The following is a 22833-nucleotide window of genomic DNA, read 5'->3' on the forward strand; positions in this document are numbered from 1 at the left end:
TAGGGTAGTGCCTTAACGCGCATCCGATGGGCCTTATGTCTGCACATTCCGAAAAGCCGCTGCCACCGAGTCTCTACGCGGAAACGGCCATTCCCCCGCTGGATTTGCCGCGGCTTGAGGAGGAGACACGGGCCTCGGTCGTGGTCATCGGCGGCGGCATCACCGGCCTCTCCTCGGCACTGCATCTGGCCGAGCGCGGCATCAATGTTCTGCTGCTGGAAGCGCAGCAGCCTGGCTTCGGCGCCTCGGGCCGCAATGGCGGGCATGTCAATCCCGGCCTCAAGCCTGATCCCGACGATGTCGAGAGCGATTTCGGCGCACTCGGCCACCGGATGGTGCAGTTTTCCTATGCCGCCCCGGAAGCCCTCTTCCGTCTCGTTGAGCGCCACCAGATCCGTTGCGAAGCGCAGCAAGGTGGCACCTTGCGGGCTGCCACGACTGCCGCGACGCTGGCTGGCCTGCAGAGGCTTTCTGCCCAATATCAATCGCGTGGCCTGACCGCCAGGCTGCTGGATCGCCAAGAATCCGTGATAGCCACAGGCACGCCGCGGTATCACGGTATCCTTCGCGACCCCAGCGGTGGATCGGTCAATCCGCTCGGTTATTCTCGGGGACTGGCCAGAGCAGCGATCGCGGCCGGCGCGCGTATTCACGCCAATAGCCCGGCCATAAAGCTGGAGCGCCAAACAGGTGGCGGCTGGCGCGTGGTGACGCCCTCGGGCGCTGTCGTGGCCGATCGCATCGTGATCGGCACCAATGGCTATACCGATGATCTATGGCCGGGTTTACGTCAGTCCATTGTGCCGGTCTGGTCGGGCATCACCGCGACGGAACCCTTGTCCGAGGCCCAGCTCAGGCAGGTCATGCCCGGTGGCGGCGTGCTGTACGAACTTGGCTCGATCACTGTCTACTACCGTGTCGATGCCACGAACCGGCTGCTCATGGGCGGGCGGAGCAAATTGCGCGAGATGGGCGGACCGGCCGGTTTCGGCTACCTGCAGCGCTATGCTGAGAAACTGTGGCCCGCCCTGCGTGGCATTCGCTGGGGTCATGGTTGGAACGGCCAGCTGGGCATGACGGCCGATCATTACCCGCATCTGCACGAACCAGAGCCTGATGTGCTGATCGCCCTTGGCTACAACGGCCGCGGCGTTGCCATGGCAACGGCGATGGGCGGCCTCGTCGCCCGGCGCATCGGTGGGGAAGTGGCGGACGCGCTGGACATGCCCTTCACCGACCTCAAGCCCATCCCCTTCCACGCCTTTTGGCCGCTCGCGGTCCAGGGCCGCCTTGCCTGGGGCCGGATGAAGGATAGATTAGGCCTATGAGCGTGCGGCAATGCCTCACCGGCAGCCAGGTCTTGACGAAAGACGGACTGGTCTCCGGGCTGAGCGTTCTGATCGAAAACGGCACGATTCTCGACATCCTGCCGGAAGCCGCCGCGGCTGACGCCACGATCCGCAGATTGCCCGAGGGCAGTATCCTCGCCCCAGGCTTCATCGATGTTCAGGTCAATGGCGGCGGCGGCGTGCTTTTCAATGAGTCGCCGACTGTCGCTGGCGCTTTGGCTATCGCCGCTGCGCATCGCCGCTTCGGTACGACCTCGCTGCTGCCAACCGTCATCACGGATCGGCCGGAGGTGATGCGCGCGGGGACAGCAGCGGCACGCGCGGCGATGCGCCTCCCCAAAAGCGGCATTGCCGGCATCCATCTGGAAGGCCCCTTCATCAGCCCGCGTCGCCCGGGCGTTCATGATCCGGCGCTGATCAGGACTATGGATGCAGCGGACGCGGACTGGTTGGCAGGCCAGGCAGCGGGCTTGCCGCTGCTCCTCACCGTGGCGCCGGAAGAAGTGGCGGACGATCAACTCAGGCGGCTTGCATCGTCTGGTATCATACTCAGTGCCGGACATACCGCGGCCTCTGCCGAACGGATATCGCAGGCGATCGGATTCGGCCTCCGTTGTTTCACGCATCTCTTCAACGCCATGCCGCCGCTCGCCGGGCGCGAGCCAGGCCCTGTTGGCGCCGCTTTGATTGATCAGTCCGCCTGGTGCGAATTGATTGTCGATGCCGTGCATGTCCATCCCGTCTCGCTCGCGGCTGCGCTGGCCGCGCGTCCGGCCGACCGGATGCTGCTGGTCACGGATGCAATGAGCGTTCTGGGCACTGATGCCGACGGCTTCGACCTCTATGGTCAGCGCATTCTCCGCCGCAATGGCCGGCTGGAACGAGAGGACGGCACCTTGGCGGGCGCCGATCTCGATATGGCGGCGGCCGTGAGGAATACGGTGGGGCTATTGGGCTGTTCGGTGGAGCGGGCATTGCGTATGGCCGCGACCTATCCGGCGGATCTGATGCGCTTGACTGATCGTGGACGGATCGCGCCGGGCCTGCGGGCTGATCTGGTGCTGTTGTCAGCGGGCCTGCAACCGCTGGGCACTTGGCTTGAAGGTGATTGGTCCGCTGCCTGAACTGGCGCTGCCGCGGAAAAGGCGGGCGCGGGCAGGCAATGCCCGCCCGCGCCCCCTTCTGTCAGACCGGAAGCACGGCCGACATGATCATCACCATCGCCAGCGTTCCCACCGATAGTATGGTTTCCAGCACCGACCAGCTTTTGAGTGTCTGGCTCACGCTCATATTGAGATACTGCTTCACAAGCCAAAAGCCGCCGTCATTGACGTGGCTGAAGATGATCGAGCCACCGCCCGTCGCCAGCACGAGAAGCGCAAGCTGCGCACCGGGCGTGTGGGCAGCGATGGGCGCCACGATCCCGGCAGAGGTGATCATGGCCACGGTCGAGGAGCCGACGGCTAGCCGCACCACGGCAGCCAGCAGCCAGGCGAGAAGCAGAAGCGAGACATGGGCGCCCAGTGCGACGGTGACGATGGCATGGGACACGCCGCTGTCGATGAGAACGCGGCCGAAACCGCCGCCAGCACCGATCAGAAGCGTGATCATGGCCGTCGGTGCCAGGCAATCGTTGGTGAACTTGAGGATGGTCTCGCGGGACATGCCGCGCGCCAGACCCAGCGTATAGAAGCTCAGAATAACCGCCAAAAGCAGGGAAATATCGGCGTTGCCGATAAAAACCAGCACGAGGTAGAGGGTCGACCCGCGCGGCGTGAATACGTCCGCGAAGCTGCCCAGAAGCATCAGGATCACGGGCAGCAGCAGTGTCAGCACGGTGATGCCGAAAGGCGGCAGCTTCTCCGCCGGCATTTCATTGAGAAACTGGGCTGCCAACGGGTTCTCGGCGGGCAGTTGCGTGCGCGGACCAATGATCATGGCCCAGACCGGACCGGCGATGATCGCGGCCGGAATACCGGCCACCAGCGCCAGCAGGATCGTCGTGCCGATATCGGCGTGAAAGGCTTGCAGCGCCAGCATCGCGGCCGGATGCGGCGGCATCAAAGCATGGACGACAGAGAGGCCGGTAATAAGGGGAAGGGCGACGATCAGAAGCGGCCGGCCGGTATCTTTCGCGACGTTGAAGGCGATCGGGATCAACAGCACGAAGCCGACTTCAAAGAACACGGGCAGGCCTACGATGACGCCGATCGCGAGCATCGCCCAGGGGATATTGTTGGGCCCGAACCAGCGTATCAGCGTCTTCGCGATTTGTGCTGCGCCGCCCGATTCCGCCAGCATCTTACCCAGCATTGTGCCCAGCGCGATGATGATCGCGATATGACCCAGTGCGTTGCCCACACCCGTCTCAAACGACTTGACAACCTTGTCAGCCGGCATGCCTGCAATCAGCGCCATGGCCAAGGAGATGACGAAAATGACGATGAAAGGATTGAGCTTGAACCGCGCGATGAGAACGATCAGCGCAACGACCGCGACGATAGCGAGGCCAACGGCAAAGGCGGGGGACATAGACAGAACTCCAGGCTCTCTTTGGCAGGACATTCCGCCGCCGGCGGAGATAAGGCAATGGTCTTGCCAAACCAGCCGACGGATCGTCACATATCGGCAGGTTTCCCGCGCATACGCTTGACGCCGCTGCGCAGCGCCTTGCCGTCCAGGCGTCGTTCCTGGCTGCCGCGGGTGGGTTTCGTGGGCCGGCGCTTGCGCTGCACTTCCGCCGCCTTGGCGAGCAGGGTGACCAGGCGGGCCAGAGCATCTTCCCGGTTGCGAATCTGACTGCGATGCGCCTGCGCGAAAATCACGATCACGCCGTCCTGCGTCATGCGCTGTCCCGCCGCAGTTTCCAGACGGTGCCTGAAGCCAGGCGACGGCTCTGCGGTCCGTGTCGTGTCGAAGCGCAGCTCAACGGCGGTTGCGACCTTGTTCACATTCTGTCCGCCCGGGCCCGAGGCATGGACGAAACGGAAGGAAAGATCGTCTTCGTCGATGGAGAAGGACGGGGTGATGGGGATGCGCGCCATGCCGGTTTTAAAATGTGGTCTCAAATGAAAAGGGACGCCGGCTGGTTCCGGCGTCCCTTTTTCTAGCGCGTCGGCCGCGAAAGCGCTGCCGGGAATTCTCTCTTAGCTGACGACGCGCAGTTGCGCACGCGGGCGAGCAGCCATTTCCTCGTAAACCGACACATAGTCTTCAGCCATCCGGCGGGCGGAGAAGCGCTCCTCGAAGCGCGCCCGAACCTGGGCGCGATCCAGTTCACCCAGGCGATGCACGGCCCTCACGGCATCCGCTTCGTCACGGGTGATGAAGCCGGTCAACCCGTCTTCGATCACTTCCGGCACGGAACCGCGTTCATAGGTGATCACCGGGGTGCCGCAAGCCATGGCTTCGATCATCACCAGGCCGAAGGGCTCCGGCCAGTCGATCGGGAAGATCAGCGCATGGGCGGCCGACAGGAAGTCAGGCTTCTGCATTTCGTTGATCTCGCCGATGAACTCGACATGCGGCTGCTTCAGCAGCGGCTTGATCACGGCCTCGAAATACTCCTGATCCGCGGCATCGACCTTAGCCGCAATCTTGATGCGCAGCCCGGCCTTGCCCGCGATGTGAATAGCCTTGTCGACACCCTTTTCGGGTGAGACCCGTCCCAGGACCGCCAGATAGTCCTGGGGGACGTTGCGCGGCGTCAGGATGTTCGTGGGCAGGCCGTGATGCACCGTCCGCACCCAGTTCAGGTTCGGCACGGGCGCACGCTGGCTGTCGGAGATCGACACCAGCGGAACCTTCGGGAAGGCGCCGTAGATATCGACGAATTCAGGCAAATCGAGGCGACCATGAATGGTGGTCACGAAAGGTGTCGCCTGGCGCGAGAAAAGCGAAAAGGGCAGATAGTCATTGTGAAAGTGGATGACGTCGAATTCGTCCACCCGGTCCCGAATAGCTTCCATCATCTTCATATGTGGCGCCATCCGGTCCCGGATATTCGGGTCGAGGCGGAGGGCCTCCTCGCACATCGGCTCCAGCTTGGCCGCGGTCCGGCTGTCGCCGCTCGCGAACAGCGTCACCTCATGGCCCATGGCCACCAGCTCTTCCGTCAGAAAGGAAACCACGCGTTCCGTTCCGCCATACAGACGCGGCGGCACGGCTTCGTAGAGAGGGGAGACCTGGGCAATACGCATCGTCAAACTCTCCTGAAGGCCGGCATCATCGATGGCTCAAAGGGTTGATGCGGCGACATTCGTTAGCTTCTAATGGGATAGCAGTAAAACTTAGTACTCTAGTTCAGGCCGTGACCTTCACCCTGAAGCATCAGCACCGAATGTGGCGAAATCTCGGCGCTAAAGCTTTGAAATATAGGCAATCACGCGAAACGCGCCCTATTTCCGCTACGATCTATGTCTAGTCTGCCTCTCAACCCGATGTGATGCGCATCTCAGTACGCTGCATCCCATTTGGGCAAGCTAAGGGCTCCTGACGAGATCACGCGGACTGCTCAGCGACTTTTCTCAGAAAGTTGACCAGTCTGCTGAAATGAAGGTGACGGCTATGCAGGGTTTCGCGCGTTCTTCAGACCATTCCACGCAGGGCAATGCTGACTTCTCGGGCACAACCTCGCCGCGCCAGACGGCCACGCTCCTGGGGCTGCGCGCGAAGCCGATCCGCTTCCTGCTGCATTTCGTCGCGCGTCATCCTCTGGCGCATGCAGGTGTCCTTGCCTCCGTGCTCGTCGCCGTTTTGTGCTCGGTTCTGACCCAGTATGGTTTGAAGAACCTGGTCGACGCCGTCTCCCATGGCCACAGCGCTGCGGCGGTCCATGGCGTTTGGATTGCCTTTGGCGTGCTTGCCGTGCTGATCGCGGCCGACAATCTGATGTGGCGCGTCGGCGGCTGGATCGCGGCCAAGCTTTTCGTGCAGGTGACGGGCGATGTCCGTCGCGACCTCTTCAACCATCTTGCCGGTCACTCGCCCAGCTATTTCGCTGATCGTCTGCCGGGCACCCTGGCTGGCCGTGTGACGGCGACCTCCAATGCTGTCTTCACCACTGAGAATACGCTGGCCTGGAACATTCTGCCGCCGGTCGTGGCCGTGATCTTCTCCATTGCGCTGGTGACCTCGGTCAATCCGCTTATGGCTTTCGCCATGGCCTCCATCAGCGCCGGCCTTGCCGCCATCATCTTCTTCCTCGCGCGCAAGGGCGGTCCGCTCCATCGCTCCTATGCCGGTTCGGCCGCGCGCGTGGACGGCGAGTTGGTGGATGTCATCGGCAATATCGCGGTGGTGCGTGCGTTCGGTGCGACTTTTCGGGAAAGCAAGCGCATTGCCGAGACGGTGGGCGAGGAGATGTCCGCCCGGCACAACAGCCTGAAATATCTAGAAAAACTGCGTCTTCTTCATGCCGTGGTGACGGCCCTCTTTTCCGCGGCCGTCATGGCTTGGGTGGTCGTTCTGTGGGGCCGCGGTCAGGCCTCCCCCGGTGACATCGTGCTGGTCGGCTCGCTCTGCTTCACCATCCTGCACGGCACCCGTGATCTCGCGGTGGCCTTGGTCGATCTCACTCAGCATGTCGCCCGTCTGGAAGAAGCGACCGCAACCTTGCTCCTGCCGCATGCCTTGCCGGACGCGCCGCAGGCCCGTCCGCTGCTGCTGACCGCCGGTGGCGTTTCCTTCGATGATGTCCGATTCTCTTATCCGGGACGGCCGGAAGTCCTGAAAGGCGTGGCGCTGAACATCCAGCCCGGCCAGCGCGTCGGTCTGGTCGGGTCCTCAGGCGCCGGCAAGTCCACCATTCTCAGCCTCATGCAGCGCTTCTATGACCCGAGCGAGGGCCGCATCCTGATCGATGGCCAGGATATCAGCCGGGTGACTCAGGAAAGCCTGCGCCAGGGCATGGCCGTGGTGCCGCAGGATATCTCTCTCTTCCATCGCTCGGTGCTGGAAAACATCCGCTACGCGCGTCCCTCTGCGACGACGGCCGAGGTCCTCCAGGCCTCTGAACTCGCCCGCTGCCGTGACTTCATCGAGGCGCTGCCGGAAGGGTTTGATACGATCGTCGGCGACCGGGGCACGAAGCTGTCGGGCGGCCAGCGTCAGCGCATCGCGATCGCCCGTGCGATCCTGAAGAACGCGCCGCTGCTGCTGCTGGACGAGGCGACCTCCGCGCTCGATACCGAATCCGAACAGGCAATCCAAAGCGCGCTCGATACGCTGATGGAAGGTCGCACGGTCGTGGCCATCGCCCACCGTCTGTCCACCCTGCGCAACTTCGATCGCATCGTGGTCATGGCGGATGGTGAGGTTGTGGATGACGGTTCACCGACCGAACTCGCGGGCCGTCCGGGTCCTTATCGCGATCTGCTGACCCGGCAGAACGTGATCCCGATGCCCCGGGCCGCCTGATCCTGATGGCCTTCTCCGCTCCGACCGCTTGATCCAAGGAATCGTTAGCGATGGATGAGACCATTTTTGGCCGGGCTCTGACGGATCTGAGGGATGTCGCGGCTGGCACGGTCGCCCCGGCCGACTCCGGGCGGCTGATCGTGGTCTCCAACCGCGTCGCTCCGATCGAGGAGGGACAGCCCACGGCCGGCGGTCTTGCCGCAGGTGTGCTCGACGCACTGCAGGACATGGGTGGCCTCTGGATCGGCTGGAGCGGAGAGATTTCAACGGAGGGCAGCCGCATCCTGCCGGAGCGGCAGAAGGGCCATATCCGTCTGCAGACTTTGGATCTCGCAGAGGCCGACTACGCTCAATATTACCGCGGCTTTGCGAACTCGGCGCTATGGCCGGTATTGCACTACCGCTCCGCGCTGGCCCGCTTTTCCCGCAGCGACTACGCCGGCTACCGGCGGGTGAACGAGCTGTTTGCGAGCGCAGTCGCCGATGCCTTGGCCCCGCAGGACGTGGTCTGGGCGCATGACTATCATCTCCTCAGCCTCGCCGCCGCTCTGCGCGAAAAAGGCATCACCAACCGCCTGGGCATCTTTCTGCACACGCCGTTTCCGGCCGCGCCGGTGTTCATGACCATCCCGGTTCATGCCGATCTCGCCCGCGCGCTATGCCAATATGACCTTATCGGTTTCCAGACCGAGGCAGATCGCCGCGCCTTCGAGGATTACGTGCTGCGCGAGGCGGACGGTCATCTTTTGCCCGGTCGCGCCCTCATGGCTTTCGGCCGCGTCGTGCGCACTGGCGTCTACCCTATCGGTGTTCAGACCGACGAAATCCGCGCACAGGCCGAACCGCCCGGTGATTGCCCGCAGATGGCGCGGCTGCACCGCTCGATCGGTGAGAGCAAGCTCATTATCAGCGTCGATCGGCTGGATTATTCCAAGGGGCTGAATGAGCGCTTCCTCGCCTATGAACGCTTCCTTGAGCAGAATGAAAGCCGCCGCGGTGGTGTCACCTTTCTGCAGATCGCGCCGCCCTCCCGCAGCGATGTCGACACCTACCGGGAGATCCGGCAGGAGCTGGAGCGTGAGGCTGGGCGTATCAACGGACGCTTTGCTGAGTTGGACTGGACGCCACTACGCTATTTGAACAAGGGTTTCGCGCGGCAGATGCTGATGCCTATGTACGCACGCGCGGATATCGGCCTGGTGACTCCTATGCGCGATGGCATGAACTTGGTCGCCAAAGAATTCGTCGCCGCCCAGAATCCGATCGATCCCGGTGTGCTGGTGCTGTCACAATTCGCGGGCGCTGCCTGCGAGCTGAAAACGGCCCTGCTGGTCAATCCGCACGATCCCGATGAGATTGCCGCCGCGCTGGAGCAGGCGCTGTCGATGCCACTGCTCGAAAGACGCGAGCGTCATGCCGAGATGATGGCGGTCCTTCGGCGCAATAGCTTGTCCGCTTGGCGCGATCGCTTCCTGGGCGATCTGAACGGGCGAGCCTAGCCTGCGTCCAGGCTTTCGCCTTTGCCCAGGGAGCCAGGAGGCAAAGTATCCCCTCCTGGGTCTCTTAAAAGGCAGAAAATTACAATTACCTTACCACCGCGCCCCAAATCCGCCGCTATCGGCGATCAATGTCACGGTAGTGAAATTTATGCTGCGGAGAGACCATGTCTGCCGTATCGCCCAGGTCTGCTAAGACTAGCATAACCCTGCAGCGCAGGGCTGCCGATTGGCTTGTCGCGCAGCCGCAAGCGCGTGTCACAGTCGCTCTCTTCATAGCGATTAGTCTGGTGGGCTTCCTGGCCCGCTTCTACCGCATCGACAATATGCCCTTCTGGCTGGACGAAGTGACCACCGTCAATCGGTCAAGCCTGCCCTTCTGGGACATGGTGCATGACTCGCTCTCCGCGCACCATCTGCCATCCTATTTCGCGCTCGCATCGCTGTTCGGTCACTATGGAACCAGCGAATTGGTGCTGCGCCTGCCATCGGCGTTCTTTGGCGCAGTTTCGTGTGGCGTGCTGTTTCTGATCGGGCGTGCTTTGGGCGGTTGGCGTGCCGGTCTGGTCGCCGGCCTGCTTCTCGCGCTGTCACCCCTGCAGGTGCAATATGGCCAGGAAGCACGCTCTTATACCTTTGCGATCCTCATGATGGCCATTGGGCTGCTGGGCTTTGTGCAGCTAGCGCGAGATCCCCAGGCAGCCAGCCGACCGTTCGGTTCTCCGGGTGCGTCTTATGCCCCATGGGTAATCTACACGCTTGGGACCCTGGGTGCCTTAAACGTGCTCAGCACGGGCTTTTTCTGGTTCATCTCCGCTAATATCGGGGTCCTTGCGATCCTGCTGCGCGAGCGGGGGATTGATAAGCGGCGGTTTGTCTGGCGTTGGCTGGTCGCGCAGGTCGTGGTCCTTGCGGGAACATTGCCCTGGTTCGGTGCAATGGACGTCGTCACCCATGGACAGATGACGAATGCCACCAACTGGGTGCCGCGCATGACGCTGCACAGTTTCTGGTCAGTGCTCAGTTCCCTCTATCTCATGCGCGTGTCGCGGCTGATCAATTTTCACCTATTTCCGGCCGCTGCTCCCGGTTTTGGCCTCATGGTCGTGGCCTTGGCCGTGCTGGGCTTCGTCTATCTCAGCCGTCGGCGGAATAGCGCCGGTCCGCAAGGTCTGACCCCTGCGCTGCTGCTCATTGCGGCGATTCCGCCCCTCGTGATCCTGGCAATCTCAATCGTGAAGCCGCTTTGGATGCCACGCTACTTGCTGTGGAGTTCGGTGCCGTTTTTGGTTTTCGTTGGCTTGGGCGTCAACCAGCTGCCGCGCAAGTGGCAGAATGCGGCGGTGGCGGCCATCGTGCTGCTCGCGGCGGTCAATCTCGCGCCCTATTATCATGTTGAGACCAAGCCGCGGTGGGATCTGGCGGCCGCTGAGCTGAAGAAGGAGATGAAACCGGGGGACATCATCCTCGCCTCCGACGAACTGCCCGTCTACATGATGAATTTCTTTCTCAGCCGGCATGGCGATGTCATCCCGGCTGAAAACTGGACGAATGACGTTTTCAAGGCCGCCAAGCATCTGGATAATGGCGGCAGGGTCTGGGTCATGTTCGGGCGGGTGGGCCAGGCGGATCGCACGCCCATCCCGAATTTCCACCGCATCATCCAGCCCCTTGGTTCAGCCGTGGCCTCCGTCCAGGTGGGCGATCTGATCACCATGAAGCTTTATGATCATCCGCCTGCGCCGTCGCATCTGCCGCTGCTCGCCTCGGCCGAAGATTGCCGGGTGAATGTCAAGAGCAAGGGCCACAAGGTTGAGACCTCTGTCGCAGCAAGCTGCGATATGCTGGCGCTTCAGTAACAAAAAGGGCGCCCTGACCGGGGCGCCCTTTTTGTTTGGTCAGAGACCGAAGATCAGAACTCGACCTGCTCGACGGCAACGACTTCAGGAACATAATGGCGCAGCATATTCTCGATGCCGTGCTTGAGCGTCGCGCGGGACGAGGGGCAGCCGCTGCAAGCGCCCTGCATGTGCAGCTTCACGATGCCGTCGCGGTAGCCATGGAACACGATATCGCCGCCATCACTGGCCACTGCGGGACGCACGCGCGTATCCAGCAGCTCTTTGATTTGATCGACGATTTCCTGGTCCTCGGGGGAGACGTCTTCCTCTGCGATCACATCGCCTGCGGCTTCGATGATCGGACGGCCGGCAACGAAATGTTCCATCAGCGTGCCGAGAACCTGAGGCTTCAGCCCTTGCCAGGCTTCATCCTCAGTCTTGGTGACGGTGATGAAATCGTTACCCAGAAACACCCGGGATACCCCGGGAAGGGAGAAAAGCGCGGTCGCCAGCGGGCTTCGGCCGGCGGCTTCGGCCGACGCAAAATCGGCCGTATTGCTGCCCATCACCTCACGGCCGGGCAGAAATTTCAGGGTTGCGGGGTTCGGGGTGCCTTCGGTCTCGATGAACATGCGCCTGAGCCTGCTTTGGTAAATACCCGTCTCTTATACAGCACACAATCAGTCCTGTAACTTGCGAGCGATCCAGCCCAGGGTTGCGTCTGGCGTGGCGGTTCGCATCAGGCTGCTAAAAAATCAAAAAAAGCCGCGCTGGCCATTTCTGGGGCCAGCACGGCGCAAAGGCTCAAAAAATAGGGCGAGGGGCGGCCGGCTTAGGCGCCGCCGCGCACCACCCGGTAGTTCTGCTTGACGATTTCGAGCAACTCGGGAACCGAGGTTTCGGCAGCGGCACGCTCAAAGGTCACTTCGCCGTGCTGGAACATCATCACCCGGTCGCAGACTTCAAGCGTTTGGGCGTAGTTATGCGCGATCATGATGAGGGAGAGATCGGCCCGCTTCTTCAGCCGGTCGATCAGATCCAGGATCAGGCCAGATTCACGGGCACCCATGGCAGCCAACGGCTCATCCAGAAGCAGGATTTTCGCCTTGGAATAGACCGCTCGGGCGATTGCGACAGCCTGCCGCTGGCCGCCGGACAGCATCGCCACTTCCTCGTTCACGTTCGGAATGTTGACGCCGATATCTTCCAGCGCTTCAGCGGCCCGACGGCGCATGGCGCCATTGTCGAGCAAGCGGAAAGGACCTCCCCGCAGCGGTTCCCGGTTGAGAAACATATTATGGTAAATTGACAGGCCGGGAACGAGCGCCAGATCCTGATAGACGCATTCAATGCCGAGCGCGCGCGCATGATCGACGGATTTCAGGGCGACTTCCTGGCCATTCACCGCAAGCGTGCCGCTGGTCGGCGCCTGATAGCCGGTCAGGATCTTGATCAGCGTCGATTTGCCGGCACCGTTATCGCCCAGAATCCCCAGCATCTCGCCCCTGTTGAGATGGAGGGAGACGCCGTTCAGGGCCGTCACCGCGCCGAAACGCTTGACGATATTGGTCGCGCGCATCGCTTCCGGCGCGCCTGTCGTGGCCGCCGGGAGAGGGGCCGCTTGAACTTGGCTCATATGCGCTTCCTCGTCGTGCGCAGCCGCGCGAAGTGGATGTTGAAGACCATTGCGAGCAGGATCGCGGCGCCGATGATGATGTTGAAGGTGAAGGCATTGATGCCGTCGATGGTAAACCCATCCTGCAGCACGCCCAGCACGAGGCCGCCGAAAAGGCCGCCGATAATGGTGCCCGAGCCGCCCATCAGCGAGGTGCCGCCGATGACGGCAGCGGCAACGGCCAGGAACATCATGGGGGACCCGCCGGCGAGCGGGTCGGTCGATCCGATACGCGATGCCTCGAGAATGCCCGCCAGGCCCGCCAGGGCGCCGGTGATGACAAAATTGCCGATCTTGATCCGCGTGACGTTAATGCCGGATTCGGCCGATCCGATCAGATTTCCGCCTACTGCGATCGTATGCAGGCCCCAGCGCGTGTTGCGCAGCATGCCATGCATGACCAGGACGATGATGATGGCCCAGGTGATTTCCTGAAAGCCGCTATTGCCCATGACGGTGGTAAAAAAGCTGTCCGTCGGCGTATCAACCGGGAAACCGGCCGAGATCGTCAGCGTGAAGCCATTGATGAGGAACATCGTGCCGAGCGTGGTGACGAAAGACGGCACCTTCAGCTTGACAGAGACAAAACCATTGAAAAGACCAATGGCGCCGCAACCGATCAAAGCCAGGATAAAGGCGATGGAAAGCGGGATGCCAGCGTCATGGGCGAAATACATGAGAAAGGGCGCGAGCGCGAAAACCATGCCGGCAGAGAGGTCGATCTCCCCACAAATCAGCAGCATGATTTCGCCGCAGGCGATGATCACGGGCGCTGATATGAACTGCGACAGCGTCTGCAGATTGGCGTGAGTGAGGAAGTTGCTGTTTGAACTCTCGAAATAGATGATGAGAAGAATCGCGACGACGAGGATGCTGGCTTCGCGGATTCGGAGGAAACCGTGCAGGCTGCGCGTGCCGATATGCGGGCGCGCTTTTGCACCTGCTTCGGCCTGCGCTGGCTTCTGAATATGTGCGCTCACTGGTGTTCCAGTCACTGAAGGGATGGCCTAAGCCGAAAATGGCGGGTGCCCCAAGGGCACCCGCCATGGAACAAGTCTGTTTAGCCGATGGAGCCTTTGGACGGCACGATCTGCGGCGCGCCGGAATTGCCTTCATAGCGGGTCTTCGTGGCGAGGTACGGATCGACCGTCTCCTTCGTCACGAATTTCAGGCCGGTATTGATATCGGCCGGACCGACAAGGCCGCCCGAGGCCTTGAACAGGAACATCTCCAGCACCGTGTAGAAGCCCTGCAGATAGGGCTGCTGATCGATGGTGAAATCGCCGAAGCCTTCTTTGATATTTTCGAGCGTCTTGGGCAGCAGATCGAAACCGCCGCCATGGATGCCCTTGGCCGGCAGGTTGTACTGCTTCATGGCCGCGGTCACGCCCATGGTGGTGCCGCCATCAACCGCATACATGCCCTTTACGTCCTGGTGCCCCAGGTAATAGGCCTGCACCTTAGCGATTTCCTCGTTCAGCGTCGGGCCGCTGGCCACTTCGTCGACCGTGATCGGCTTGCCGGATTTGGCGATGGCATCCTTGGCGCCATCGAAGCGCGGCTGGATGTTGAGCTGGCCGGGCGTCGCGATGAAGAGCGCGACATGGCCGGACGCCACTTCGTCGGCAATGCGCAGGCCCATCTGGTAGCCGGCCTTGTACAAATCCTGGCCGATATAGGCGAGGCGCTTGTTGGGGCTGCCGAGGGGAACGTCCGCATTATAGGCGAAGACCGGGATGCCGGCCTCGAGGGCGCGCTCGGTCGGCTGGTCGAAGGCCTTGGGGTCGACGAGGCAGCAGGCGATGCCGTCGGCCTTGGAAGCGATCGCGGCATTGAAGGAATTCACCATCTGCGCGGCGTCGCTCGTCTCGGAGCCGGTCCACTGATAGCTGCAGCCGAGCAGCTTGCAGGCGTCAGCGATGCCGTATTGCGTCGGCACGAAGAAGGGGTTCGTCGTGACATGATTGATAAAGACGAATTTCCAGCGCGGATGCTCTGGGAAGGCAGAGGAGGCCGCACTCGCCTTGGAGGCAAGGCCGGCCAGCATCGTGGCGGCCGCGCCGGCGGTGGCGCCGGTCAGCAGGCCGCGGCGCCGGAGGGCGGCGGTTGAAGGGGCGGAGATGTCGTTGGACGTAACCGCAGGGCGGTCCTGTTCTTCACTCATGGAAGGCTCCCCAAACAAGATCGCCTGAAGCTGACCCCAGGCGTCCGTTCATCGTTATTGTGGTGTCGTGGCTTGGTCCGCGGCACACTCGCACCGTGCAGATGCGCGCCCGCCTATGTGGAACATGCGCTTTTGTAGTGTCAATGGTCAGACCTATGGCGAAGGGTCTATTAGACCGGTTCGAGCCGAAATTTAAGAACTTCAAGCTATTTCGACAAAAGTATAGAAAGAGGACAAATGATGAAGGGGCCGGCCGAGGCAAAGATTCGGATGTTCGAGGTCAATCGGATGCCGAATGTCGCTTTTTGCGACTATTTTTCCGGCGTCTTCGAGAAAACACCCTGGATACCGGCGGCCGTGGTGATGCGGCGTCCTTTTGCCTCTAAGCAGGCTCTTTTGCAGTCAATGGCGGACGCATTGGCGGGGTCCGAGCCCGCGCAAAAACTCGCCTTGCTGCAAGCGCACCCGGTTCTTGGCGGCCAAGCCGCCAAACGCGGGGAGGTGACCGAGCATTCCAAGGCCGAACAGGCCGGTCTTGGCCTCGACCGGATGCAGGGTGAGGAGGAGGAGGCTTTCGCGCAGCTCAATCAGGCCTATCTGGAACGGTTCGGCTACCCTTTCATCATTGCCGTGCGCGGTCAGCGTGATCGTCTGGCGATCCTTGCCACCTTGCGACAGCGGTTCGACTCGCCGCCAGAGGCAGAGCGTGATCGGGCGCTTGCCGAGGTCGTCAAGATCGCGGGCTTCCGTCTCGATGGCCTGATCGCGGAGGATGAGCCTGTCGGGCGACCGCTCAGCCTCAGCCTTCATGTACTGGATACGGCTGCTGGGACTGCCGGAGCAGGTCTTGCCTTCACCCTTACCTGTATCGCGGCGGATGAAGCCCGGATACCGCTTGCCGATGCCGTGACGAATGAGGGTGGCCGCTGGTCGTTCGACCAGCCGGCTATGCTCAGCCCGGGCCTCTATGAACTGATATTCGAGGCTGGCGCCTACCAGGCCGCTCTCGGGCGGGACAGTTTTTATGACAGGATCGCCCTCCGCTTCCGCATGCAGAGCGCGGGCGGGCATTATCATATCCCGCTGATTCTCTCGCCCTTCGGCTATTCCACCTATCGGGGCGGATAAGGGGCCGGGACGGCGAGGTGATGTCGGTACGGTCGCGGCTGCTGGCACCAATTGGGGTCTCGTGCTCCAGAGCCAGCCACTAAAAGCGGCAATCGGGGCTGGCGGGTAGCAGCCATTTCCAAGCCCTGCCGTAAAAGAATAAAAAGAACACGCGTTAATGGGCCGTTGCTTTCTTGACACCACAGGGGGGGGTCGGTAGCAGACGGTTGCCCCGGGGCGGCAAGTGTTTGCACGGGCCCAGTGATGGTTTGGGGGCAGGGAATGAGCGACGACCACGAAAGAAATTCTTTCGAGGAGCGTCTGGCGAAAGCGCGTGACAGCGCGGGGCTCGATCGGCCGGTCCGCACAGGACCGCCTGAGAAAGCAACCGATGTTAACGCGATACGGATCGCCATGCGTCTCGGGGTTGAAATGGTGTCGGCGCTCGTTATCGCTGTGGTGATCGGTTGGGGTCTCGACCGACTTTTCCATACGCGACCGTGGATTATGATCGCCTTCGTGCCGATCGGCGCGGCGGCGGGGTTACGTAACGTTTTTCGGGCCATGGGTCCGGGAAGCAACAGCTAGTCTTGCTACTGGGAAACGTTCATGGCTGGTCCTTCGATTGACGCGCTTGGCCAATTCAGGCTGACCACCGGCCTTGGGCCGATCGGGCACGCTGTCAATTTTACCAATTCCAACGAGATGATGCTGCTGTCGGTCGGCCTCATCGTCGTTGCCTTCGGCATCACGCTGCGCACGCGCGCGCTGGTTCCCGGCCGCATGCAGTCCCTGGTTGAGACGCTCTATGAGTTCGTTCACGGGATGTGCGTCGATACGATCGGCGAAGAGGGTCGGAAATTTTTTCCGCTCGTGTTCACGCTGTTCATCTTCATCCTGCTCGGCAATCTGCTCGGGCTGTTTCCCTATTTCTTCGCCTATACGAGCGGCATCGTCGTGACGCTCAGCATGGCGCTCTTCGTATTTCTGTTCTCGACGGCCGTCGGCTTCTACATTCACGGTTTCCGGTTTCTGAAGTTCTTCGTGCCGGCGGGCGTGCCAGGCTGGATGCTGCCCATGCTGGTGCCGATCGAGATCATCTCCTACCTCTCTCGTCCCGTGTCCCTGTCGGTTCGACTTTTCGCGAATATGACCGCGGGCCATGTGATGCTGGAAGTATTTGCGGGTTTCATGATCCTGCTGACGGCGAGCCTGGGTGTGTTTGGCGTCGTTGCCTCCATCATCCCGCTTGGGCTGAATATCGCGCTCATAGCCCTCGAATTGCTGGTGGCGTGCCTGCAGGCTTACGTGTTCGCCATTCTGACCTGTTTGTATCTGCACGACGCCGTGCATATGCACTGAACTAAAATCCTGAAAGGACAAAGGATTATGGATATCACTGCTCCGCTTCTCGCCAAGGACATCGGCGCGGGCTTGGCCACCATCGGCGTTGCGGGTGCCGGTGTCGGTATCGGCAATCTCTTCGGCAGCTTCGTTTCCGCCGTCGGCCGTAACCCGGCTGCGCGTGACCGGATGTTCCGCGACGTTCTGCTGGGCTTCGCGCTGACGGAAGCGGTCGCGCTCTACGCGCTGGTTATCGCTCTCGTCATCCTCTTCACCTGATACGACGGACGTCGAAACCGACCATGAGCCGCCTTTTCACCACGACTTCGCTTACAAGCGGAGTAGCGCTTGGGCTTCTTGCCCAGGCCGGCGTCGCACATGCGGCGTCGAACATGCCCCAGATGGATTTCAGCAATCCGCTGAACGGCAGTCAGGTGGTGTGGCTGCTTATCATCCTGGTCGTCCTCTACCTGATCCTGTCGCGCTGGGCGCTTCCTGGTGTCGGCGCGGTTCTCGCGGACCGCAGCCAGCGCATCCAGCGCGATCTGGATGCGGCTCATGCCGCGAAGGTCGAGGCGGATGCCGCGGTGGCCGAATTGCATGCGGCCATCAAATCTGCCCGTGACGAGGCCAATGCTGAAGTCGCCCGGGCCACCGAAGCAGCGAAAGCCGCAGCGGCCGCGCAGGCGGCCGAGCTTTCCGCCAAGCTCGATGTCCAGCTGCAAAAGGCTGAGGCTGAGATAGCGGCGGCCCGCACCCAGGCCATGACGGCTATCCGCCCGATCGCAAGCGAGACGGCGGCGCTGCTCATGGCGCGGCTGACGGGGCAGGCTCTGGATGAGGGCAAACTCAACCAGGGCATTCAGGATGCGCTCGCCGCCCGCGGGCTCGCCTAACCAGGAAATCGCAGGATGCAATACGAATCCCTGATGTCGATCCCTTGGTCCCACGGGACTTTCTGGGTCTTCATCGCTGTCGTCATCTTCGCCATTCTGTTCGGCCGCAAAATCCTGGTGCCCGTGCTGGGTGCGCTCGACCAGCGGGCGGTGACAGTGCGTCAGTCGCTCGAGGAAGCCTCTCGCCTCAAGGTGGAAGCGGAAGCGCTCCTGGCCGATGCCCGCAAAAAGCGTGCGGAAGCTATCGCCGAAGCGAAGGACATCCTGGAACGCGCCAAGGAGGAGGCCGCCCGTACGGCGGCAGAGCTGACGGCTGAGGCCGAACAGCGTGCCAAGGCGCGCGAGCGTATGGTGCATGAGCGGATTGAAGCCGCGCAGGCCTCTGCGGTCGCCGAAGTGCGTAATACGGCGATCGAAGTGGCCATCGCGGCGACGGTCGACGCGCTGCGCACCGGTCTCTCCTCCGCGCAGGACGCGGCGCTCGTCGATCACGCCATCGCGGACGTGCCAGTGGCCTTCTCGCGCCGCGCGGCCTGATCGCCAGCACCCCTATTCCAGTAAAAAAGGCCGCACGGGAAACCGGGCGGCCTTTTACATTTCGTCGGTCAAACCCGAAATCATCTGTCCGGCTCTGATGCCGGAACCTTCACAGATAGGGCAGCAGCAGCCTCGCGCCCGCGTCACGCATCTTGATCAGGAAGGAGCGGGCGCGCAGTTCGTCGAGCGTCAGGGCGTGACAGTGGTTGTCCCGCATCACCTGTCCCAGCGTCGTCGCCAAGGTTTTGTCATAAGCCTCGACGCACAGCTCGAAATTCAAGCGAAAGCTTCGCATATCCCAATTGCTGCTGCCGATCAGCGCCCATTCGTCTTCGATCACCATCAGCTTGGAATGGCGGAAGGGCGGTGCGCAGCGCCAGATACGGACGCCGTTTTCCAGCAGAGGGCCGACATTGGCGCGCATGGCCCAGTCCAGCAGGCGATGGACCCCCTTCTGCGGAACGACGATATCGACGGCGACGCCGCGCATAGCGGCAAGGCCGAGCGCCGTGATAATGCGCTGATCCGGCAGGAAATACGGTGTCATGACCGCAATGCTGCGGCGGCTGCAGGCGATCGCCTGCAGAACGGCCTGTTCGATCTTTTCCAGGTCTTCGTCCGGCCCCGCGGTCACCACGCGGGCAACAGTTTCGCCGTGGCGACGAAGTTCTGGATACCAGGCGTCACCCTCCAGCTCCTCATGGGCGACGAAGGCCCAGTCCCGCACGAAGGCATAGGTAAGCTGCGCGACAATCGGACCTTCCAGCCGGAAATGCGTGTCCTGAATGGGTTCGGGCGGATTTTGGGCGAGCAGGTTCTGGTCGGCGACATTGACGCCACCGGTGAAGCCAATCTGCCCGTCGACTACCAGGATCTTCTTGTGAGAGCGCAGGTTGAGGAAGGACATGCGCCAGGGCATCGAGGAATGCATGAAGCGCCCGGCCGGAATCCCGGCACGGCGAAGGGCGCGATAGGCGGGTGAGAGCAGCCAGCCGCTGCCGATACCATCGACGATCACCCTTACAGCGACGCCACGTTTCTGCGCTTCCGCCAAGGCCGCGATGAAACGGTGGCCGATGCCATCGGCGCGAAAAATATAGGAAGAAAGGCCGATGCTATGGTGCGCCGCTGCAATGGCCGCAAGCATCGCCGGATAGGCTTCATCGCCGTCATGGAGGATATCGACCTGATTGCCGTTTTCAATCGGCCGGCCGGTAATCCGCCCGATGCCGAGTTGTAGAGGTGCCAGACGATGGTCCTCGTTCGATGCGTCGCCCTGGGTCCGATGGCGGCGCACGCGTGCGCCGGAGGGTGCGCGCAGCCGGATAGCGCGCCGCCGTACCCGGTTGATGCCGAGCACGAAATAGGTCGCACCGCCAAAAAAGGGCGAGAACCAGGCCAGGCCGATCCAGGCCGCGGCAGCTGCCGTATCCCGCTTGGTCAGCAAGACATGAACCGTCACCGCGACCGCAATCACAAATCCAATCGAGAGCTCGACATGGGGTTTGACCCGCGTCAGAAACTCCATCCACTCATCCATGGTCGCTTACATCCACATGCCCCGGTCTGTCTGCAGATGGCCTCAATTCGGCGCAATCCACCCTTCTGAGGCAAAAAACTGTCCGACGTCTGAGGCGACTTCCTTGCCCAGATTCTCAGCTTCCTGGTCCAGACCGGTATGGCTGCGCTTGACCGTTCCCGCGGCTGCCCCCGCGGCCGCGATCGCCACATGTCCGGCGGCAGCCCCCGCGGCGCCCAAAGCGAGGCCCGGCGTCCGGCCGCTGGTGGCCTCCGCATGATAGCTCTCCAGAGGCCGCAGACGGCCACCCGGCAGCACACGCAGAACGCCGATATTGGCTGTTACCTGGCTTTGCCCGGCGCCGAAGCCGATCACGGCGCGTCGCGCCGCATTGCCGGCATTGATCTTGAGGATCTGCCCCTGGATGACAATGGCGCCGGGGGGCGGTGCCTCACCCGGATAGGCGGCCCGGCTGGGCAGCCCCATGCGGGAGAAGGCATCGACCAGCGTGTTGGTAATCTCGTCCTGGACACCTCTGGCGATCTCGGCCCGTTTGGTGTCTGGATCTTCGCCGTTTGAACTGAGCTTCGCGAGGACGCCGGATGCAAGCCGAACCTCAGCAGGGTCGACAGCAAAGGGATAGACCAGCACGATCTGGGGTCGCATCGCCGCCGCATAGCCGGCCGGTGCTGCGTAATGGCCGGTATTCTGCACGTGGGTCGCGCACCCGGCGAGGGTAAGCAGTCCCACAGCGGCGAGCGGCCAAAGCCCCGCCCGGTAAAGGCGCTGCGGGTAGCCGTAAGCGCGTTTCATCACGAGACCCTCGTTTCTATATCAGTGCGCGGCACCAGATCATGAGCGTGGGCGCGCGTCGATGCGCATTTCTGGTTCTATCGTCGCAGACAATCCTGGGCTGCGTGACCGGCCTGGGGTGGCATGGCGGCCCAAGACCCGCTAACGCCCTATGATGAGATCCGTTCGGGGGAGGCTTTGGTGATGGATGATGTAACCTCGATGCAGGAACTGACGCCCGAGCAGGCCGTCGCTCGCCTGGAATTTGCCTATAACCACGCTTGTTCCAGCCTGCGGGACGCTTTGCTGCGCTACGTCAGAACCGGCGTGGCGCCGACCGCCGCAGAGCGGCGGCATTTCCGCTATCCCCGGCTGGACGTCACCTGGCGTCCCACGGGGGCCATTCGCTACACCAGCCGCGCCTGGGCCAAGTTGCAAAACCCGGGCGTCTACTCGACCACCATCACGCAGCCAACCTTCTTCCGCTCCTATCTGCTGGAGCAGCTGGAGCCGCTGGTCGCGGAATTCGGCGCCAGCCTCTCCGTTAGCATCAGCGATCTGGAGATTCCCTATCCGTACGTGACCGAAGGTGGCGATGAATTCGCCCATGGCGGCGTTCAGGTGGCGGAACTCGCCCGCATCTTCCCCACGCCGCGTCTTTCGACAGTGGGTGACGAGGTGGCGGACGGGTTGTGGATCTTCGATCCAGACAAGCCCCGCCCGCTGGCGCTGTTCGATGCCGTCCGCACGGATTTTTCGCTCAAGCGCTTGCAGCACTATACGGGCACCCACTGGAGCACCCTGCAGCCCTGGATTCTTCTCACCAATTACCAGCGCTATGTCGATGGCTTCATCCGCTACGGATTAGAGGAGCTGGCGCGGCCCGGCTCACCCTATGTCGCGCTGCACCTGCCCGGCGGGGCGACGGTCACACGTGAAACGACTGCCGAGGAGGCTGCCGCCATCGTCGCGCGTGCGCCCTGGCAAAGCTTCCAGATGCCCGCCTATAGTCTGGCGCGTAGTGACGGGCAGGGCGGCACGACGATCGTCAATATCGGCGTAGGCCCGTCCAACGCAAAGAACATCACAGACCACTTGGCGGTGCTGCGACCCAATTGCTGGCTGATGATCGGCCATTGCGGCGGTCTTCGGCACAGTCAGGTAATCGGCGATTATGTCCTCGCGCATGGCTACCTGCGCCGGGACCGGATTCTCGATGATCTGCTTCCCCCGGAAGTGCCGGTTCCGGCCCTGGCGGAAGTGCAGTTGGCGCTTCAGGAAGCGGCGGCGCGCGTCACGGGCGATCGGGGCGACGCTTTGAAGCGGCGGCTGCGGACGGGCACGGTCGTGACCTATGACGATCGCAATTGGGAACTGCGCTGGTCGCAGGAACGCCTGCGCATCAATCTCAGCCGTGCGATTGCGGTGGATATGGAAAGCGGCACGCTCGCGGCCCAAGGTTACCGGCTCCGCGTGCCCTACGGTACTCTTCTCTGTGTGTCGGACAAGCCCCTGCATGGGGAGATCAAGCTTCCAGGCGCCGCCTCGGCCTTCTACCAGCGCGCGGTGGGGGAGCATCTCGCCATCGGGCTTGAAACCGTTGATCTTCTACGCGGCCAGCTTCATTCTCTGCACTCGCGCAAACTGCGAGCCTTTGACGAACCCGTTTTTCGGTAAGCGCTCAACCCGCTGATCG

The 22833-nt window shown here is 62.2% G+C and carries 21 protein-coding genes; 12 read left to right on the forward strand and 9 right to left on the reverse strand.

Annotation, left to right across the window (positions count from 1 at the left end; genetic code table 11):
* Window positions 1–35: 35 nt before the first annotated feature.
* Window positions 36–1328, forward strand: coding sequence for an NAD(P)/FAD-dependent oxidoreductase (locus tag AC3G7M_RS07895; protein ID WP_489215404.1), 1293 nt, complete (start codon window positions 36–38; stop codon window positions 1326–1328).
* Window positions 1325–2473, forward strand: a complete 1149-nt coding sequence (gene nagA / locus AC3G7M_RS07900; protein ID WP_489215405.1) for an N-acetylglucosamine-6-phosphate deacetylase — start codon at window positions 1325–1327, stop codon at window positions 2471–2473. Before AC3G7M_RS07895 ends, nagA begins: the two co-directional genes overlap by 4 nt.
* Window positions 2474–2534: 61 nt before the next feature.
* Here nagA and AC3G7M_RS07905 read toward each other — a convergent pair whose 3' ends face one another.
* The 3 genes from AC3G7M_RS07905 to AC3G7M_RS07915 all read right to left on the reverse strand — a co-directional run bounded on the left by AC3G7M_RS07905 (window position 2535) and on the right by AC3G7M_RS07915 (window position 5548).
* Window positions 2535–3881 (reverse strand): GntT/GntP/DsdX family permease, encoded by a 1347-nt coding sequence (locus tag AC3G7M_RS07905; protein ID WP_489215407.1) that lies wholly within the window; start codon window positions 3879–3881, stop codon window positions 2535–2537.
* 86 nt (window positions 3882–3967) lie between these two features.
* Entirely contained in the window at window positions 3968–4393 is a 426-nt protein-coding gene (arfB, locus tag AC3G7M_RS07910) for an alternative ribosome rescue aminoacyl-tRNA hydrolase ArfB (protein WP_489215409.1), read from the reverse strand.
* A 102-nt stretch (window positions 4394–4495) separates the two neighbouring features.
* A complete protein-coding gene (locus AC3G7M_RS07915; RefSeq protein WP_489215411.1) occupies window positions 4496–5548 on the reverse strand; it encodes a glycosyltransferase family 4 protein in 1053 nt (350 codons plus the stop codon).
* Between the two features lie 367 nt (window positions 5549–5915).
* Here AC3G7M_RS07915 and AC3G7M_RS07920 point away from each other — a divergent pair, with 367 nt between their 5' ends.
* The 3 genes from AC3G7M_RS07920 (at window position 5916) to AC3G7M_RS07930 (ending at window position 11121) form a co-directional block, all read left to right on the forward strand.
* On the forward strand, window positions 5916–7766 hold the full coding sequence (locus AC3G7M_RS07920) for an ABC transporter ATP-binding protein (protein ID WP_489215413.1): 1851 nt from the start codon (window positions 5916–5918) through the stop codon (window positions 7764–7766).
* A 50-nt stretch (window positions 7767–7816) separates the two neighbouring features.
* Window positions 7817–9265, forward strand: coding sequence for an alpha,alpha-trehalose-phosphate synthase (UDP-forming) (locus tag AC3G7M_RS07925; protein ID WP_489215415.1), 1449 nt, complete (start codon window positions 7817–7819; stop codon window positions 9263–9265).
* Between the two features lie 287 nt (window positions 9266–9552).
* Window positions 9553–11121, forward strand: coding sequence for a glycosyltransferase family 39 protein (locus AC3G7M_RS07930; protein WP_489215417.1), 1569 nt, complete (start codon window positions 9553–9555; stop codon window positions 11119–11121).
* A 53-nt stretch (window positions 11122–11174) separates the two neighbouring features.
* On the opposite strand, the gene AC3G7M_RS07935 is transcribed toward AC3G7M_RS07930, so the two are convergent.
* The 4 genes from AC3G7M_RS07935 to AC3G7M_RS07950 form a co-directional block, all read right to left on the reverse strand.
* Window positions 11175–11735: a NifU family protein gene (locus tag AC3G7M_RS07935; protein ID WP_489215419.1), complete on the reverse strand. Its 561-nt coding sequence runs from the start codon at window positions 11733–11735 to the stop codon at window positions 11175–11177.
* Window positions 11736–11935: 200 nt separating this feature from the next.
* On the reverse strand, window positions 11936–12739 hold the full coding sequence (locus tag AC3G7M_RS07940) for an ATP-binding cassette domain-containing protein (protein ID WP_489215421.1): 804 nt from the start codon (window positions 12737–12739) through the stop codon (window positions 11936–11938).
* On the reverse strand, window positions 12736–13758 hold the full coding sequence (locus tag AC3G7M_RS07945; RefSeq protein ID WP_489215423.1) for an ABC transporter permease: 1023 nt from the start codon (window positions 13756–13758) through the stop codon (window positions 12736–12738). Before AC3G7M_RS07945 ends, AC3G7M_RS07940 begins: the two co-directional genes overlap by 4 nt.
* Window positions 13759–13838: 80 nt before the next feature.
* Entirely contained in the window at window positions 13839–14942 is a 1104-nt protein-coding gene (locus AC3G7M_RS07950; RefSeq protein ID WP_489215425.1) for a sugar ABC transporter substrate-binding protein, read from the reverse strand.
* 237 nt (window positions 14943–15179) lie between these two features.
* Here AC3G7M_RS07950 and uraD point away from each other — a divergent pair, with 237 nt between their 5' ends.
* From uraD to AC3G7M_RS07980, 6 genes are all read left to right on the forward strand, one after another.
* On the forward strand, window positions 15180–16070 hold the full coding sequence (uraD, locus tag AC3G7M_RS07955; protein WP_489215427.1) for a 2-oxo-4-hydroxy-4-carboxy-5-ureidoimidazoline decarboxylase: 891 nt from the start codon (window positions 15180–15182) through the stop codon (window positions 16068–16070).
* A 261-nt stretch (window positions 16071–16331) separates the two neighbouring features.
* Window positions 16332–16637 (forward strand): AtpZ/AtpI family protein, encoded by a 306-nt coding sequence (locus tag AC3G7M_RS07960; RefSeq protein ID WP_489215429.1) that lies wholly within the window; start codon window positions 16332–16334, stop codon window positions 16635–16637.
* A 21-nt stretch (window positions 16638–16658) separates the two neighbouring features.
* Window positions 16659–17411 carry a F0F1 ATP synthase subunit A gene (locus AC3G7M_RS07965; RefSeq protein WP_489215431.1) on the forward strand — a complete coding sequence of 251 codons (753 nt, stop codon included), beginning with the start codon at window positions 16659–16661 and terminating at the stop codon, window positions 17409–17411.
* 27 nt (window positions 17412–17438) lie between these two features.
* Complete coding sequence (locus tag AC3G7M_RS07970) at window positions 17439–17672, forward strand: ATP synthase subunit C family protein (protein WP_325354058.1); 234 nt, start codon at window positions 17439–17441, stop codon at window positions 17670–17672.
* A gap of 23 nt (window positions 17673–17695) precedes the next feature.
* Window positions 17696–18289, forward strand: a complete 594-nt coding sequence (locus AC3G7M_RS07975; protein ID WP_489215433.1) for a F0F1 ATP synthase subunit B — start codon at window positions 17696–17698, stop codon at window positions 18287–18289.
* Between the two features lie 15 nt (window positions 18290–18304).
* The gene (locus tag AC3G7M_RS07980; RefSeq protein WP_489215435.1) at window positions 18305–18826 is read left to right on the forward strand and encodes a F0F1 ATP synthase subunit B; all 522 of its coding nucleotides are present in this window, start codon (window positions 18305–18307) and stop codon (window positions 18824–18826) included.
* 109 nt (window positions 18827–18935) lie between these two features.
* Here the strand turns inward: AC3G7M_RS07980 and cls are convergent, their stop codons facing one another.
* Window positions 18936–20354: a cardiolipin synthase gene (gene cls, locus AC3G7M_RS07985; RefSeq protein WP_489215437.1), complete on the reverse strand. Its 1419-nt coding sequence runs from the start codon at window positions 20352–20354 to the stop codon at window positions 18936–18938.
* Between the two features lie 54 nt (window positions 20355–20408).
* Window positions 20409–21158, reverse strand: coding sequence for a DUF4410 domain-containing protein (locus AC3G7M_RS07990; protein WP_489215439.1), 750 nt, complete (start codon window positions 21156–21158; stop codon window positions 20409–20411).
* A 183-nt stretch (window positions 21159–21341) separates the two neighbouring features.
* On the opposite strand from AC3G7M_RS07990, the gene AC3G7M_RS07995 reads away from it, so the two are divergent.
* Window positions 21342–22814 (forward strand): AMP nucleosidase, encoded by a 1473-nt coding sequence (locus AC3G7M_RS07995; protein ID WP_489215440.1) that lies wholly within the window; start codon window positions 21342–21344, stop codon window positions 22812–22814.
* Window positions 22815–22833 lie beyond the last annotated feature (19 nt).

The sequence above is a fragment of the Acidisoma sibiricum genome (assembly GCF_057837225.1).

Bases quoted from the DNA above. Each gene is read 5' to 3' on its own strand.
- AC3G7M_RS07980 (WP_489215435.1), top strand. From the start codon at position 18,305: ATGCAATACGAATCCCTGATGTCGATCCCTTGGTCCCACGGGACTTTC.
- AC3G7M_RS07970 (WP_325354058.1), top strand. From the start codon at position 17,439: ATGGATATCACTGCTCCGCTTCTCGCCAAGGACATCGGCGCGGGCTTG.
- AC3G7M_RS07965 (WP_489215431.1), top strand. From the start codon at position 16,659: ATGGCTGGTCCTTCGATTGACGCGCTTGGCCAATTCAGGCTGACCACC.
- cls (WP_489215437.1), bottom strand. From the start codon at position 20,354: ATGGAGTTTCTGACGCGGGTCAAACCCCATGTCGAGCTCTCGATTGGA.
- AC3G7M_RS07950 (WP_489215425.1), bottom strand. From the start codon at position 14,942: ATGAGTGAAGAACAGGACCGCCCTGCGGTTACGTCCAACGACATCTCC.
- AC3G7M_RS07905 (WP_489215407.1), bottom strand. From the start codon at position 3,881: ATGTCCCCCGCCTTTGCCGTTGGCCTCGCTATCGTCGCGGTCGTTGCG.
- AC3G7M_RS07995 (WP_489215440.1), top strand. From the start codon at position 21,342: ATGGATGATGTAACCTCGATGCAGGAACTGACGCCCGAGCAGGCCGTC.
- nagA (WP_489215405.1), top strand. From the start codon at position 1,325: ATGAGCGTGCGGCAATGCCTCACCGGCAGCCAGGTCTTGACGAAAGAC.
- AC3G7M_RS07895 (WP_489215404.1), top strand. From the start codon at position 36: ATGTCTGCACATTCCGAAAAGCCGCTGCCACCGAGTCTCTACGCGGAA.
- uraD (WP_489215427.1), top strand. From the start codon at position 15,180: ATGATGAAGGGGCCGGCCGAGGCAAAGATTCGGATGTTCGAGGTCAAT.
- AC3G7M_RS07975 (WP_489215433.1), top strand. From the start codon at position 17,696: ATGAGCCGCCTTTTCACCACGACTTCGCTTACAAGCGGAGTAGCGCTT.
- AC3G7M_RS07935 (WP_489215419.1), bottom strand. From the start codon at position 11,735: ATGTTCATCGAGACCGAAGGCACCCCGAACCCCGCAACCCTGAAATTT.
- AC3G7M_RS07915 (WP_489215411.1), bottom strand. From the start codon at position 5,548: ATGCGTATTGCCCAGGTCTCCCCTCTCTACGAAGCCGTGCCGCCGCGT.
- AC3G7M_RS07940 (WP_489215421.1), bottom strand. From the start codon at position 12,739: ATGAGCCAAGTTCAAGCGGCCCCTCTCCCGGCGGCCACGACAGGCGCG.
- AC3G7M_RS07920 (WP_489215413.1), top strand. From the start codon at position 5,916: ATGCAGGGTTTCGCGCGTTCTTCAGACCATTCCACGCAGGGCAATGCT.
- AC3G7M_RS07960 (WP_489215429.1), top strand. From the start codon at position 16,332: ATGAGCGACGACCACGAAAGAAATTCTTTCGAGGAGCGTCTGGCGAAA.
- AC3G7M_RS07925 (WP_489215415.1), top strand. From the start codon at position 7,817: ATGGATGAGACCATTTTTGGCCGGGCTCTGACGGATCTGAGGGATGTC.
- arfB (WP_489215409.1), bottom strand. From the start codon at position 4,393: ATGGCGCGCATCCCCATCACCCCGTCCTTCTCCATCGACGAAGACGAT.
- AC3G7M_RS07990 (WP_489215439.1), bottom strand. From the start codon at position 21,158: ATGAAACGCGCTTACGGCTACCCGCAGCGCCTTTACCGGGCGGGGCTT.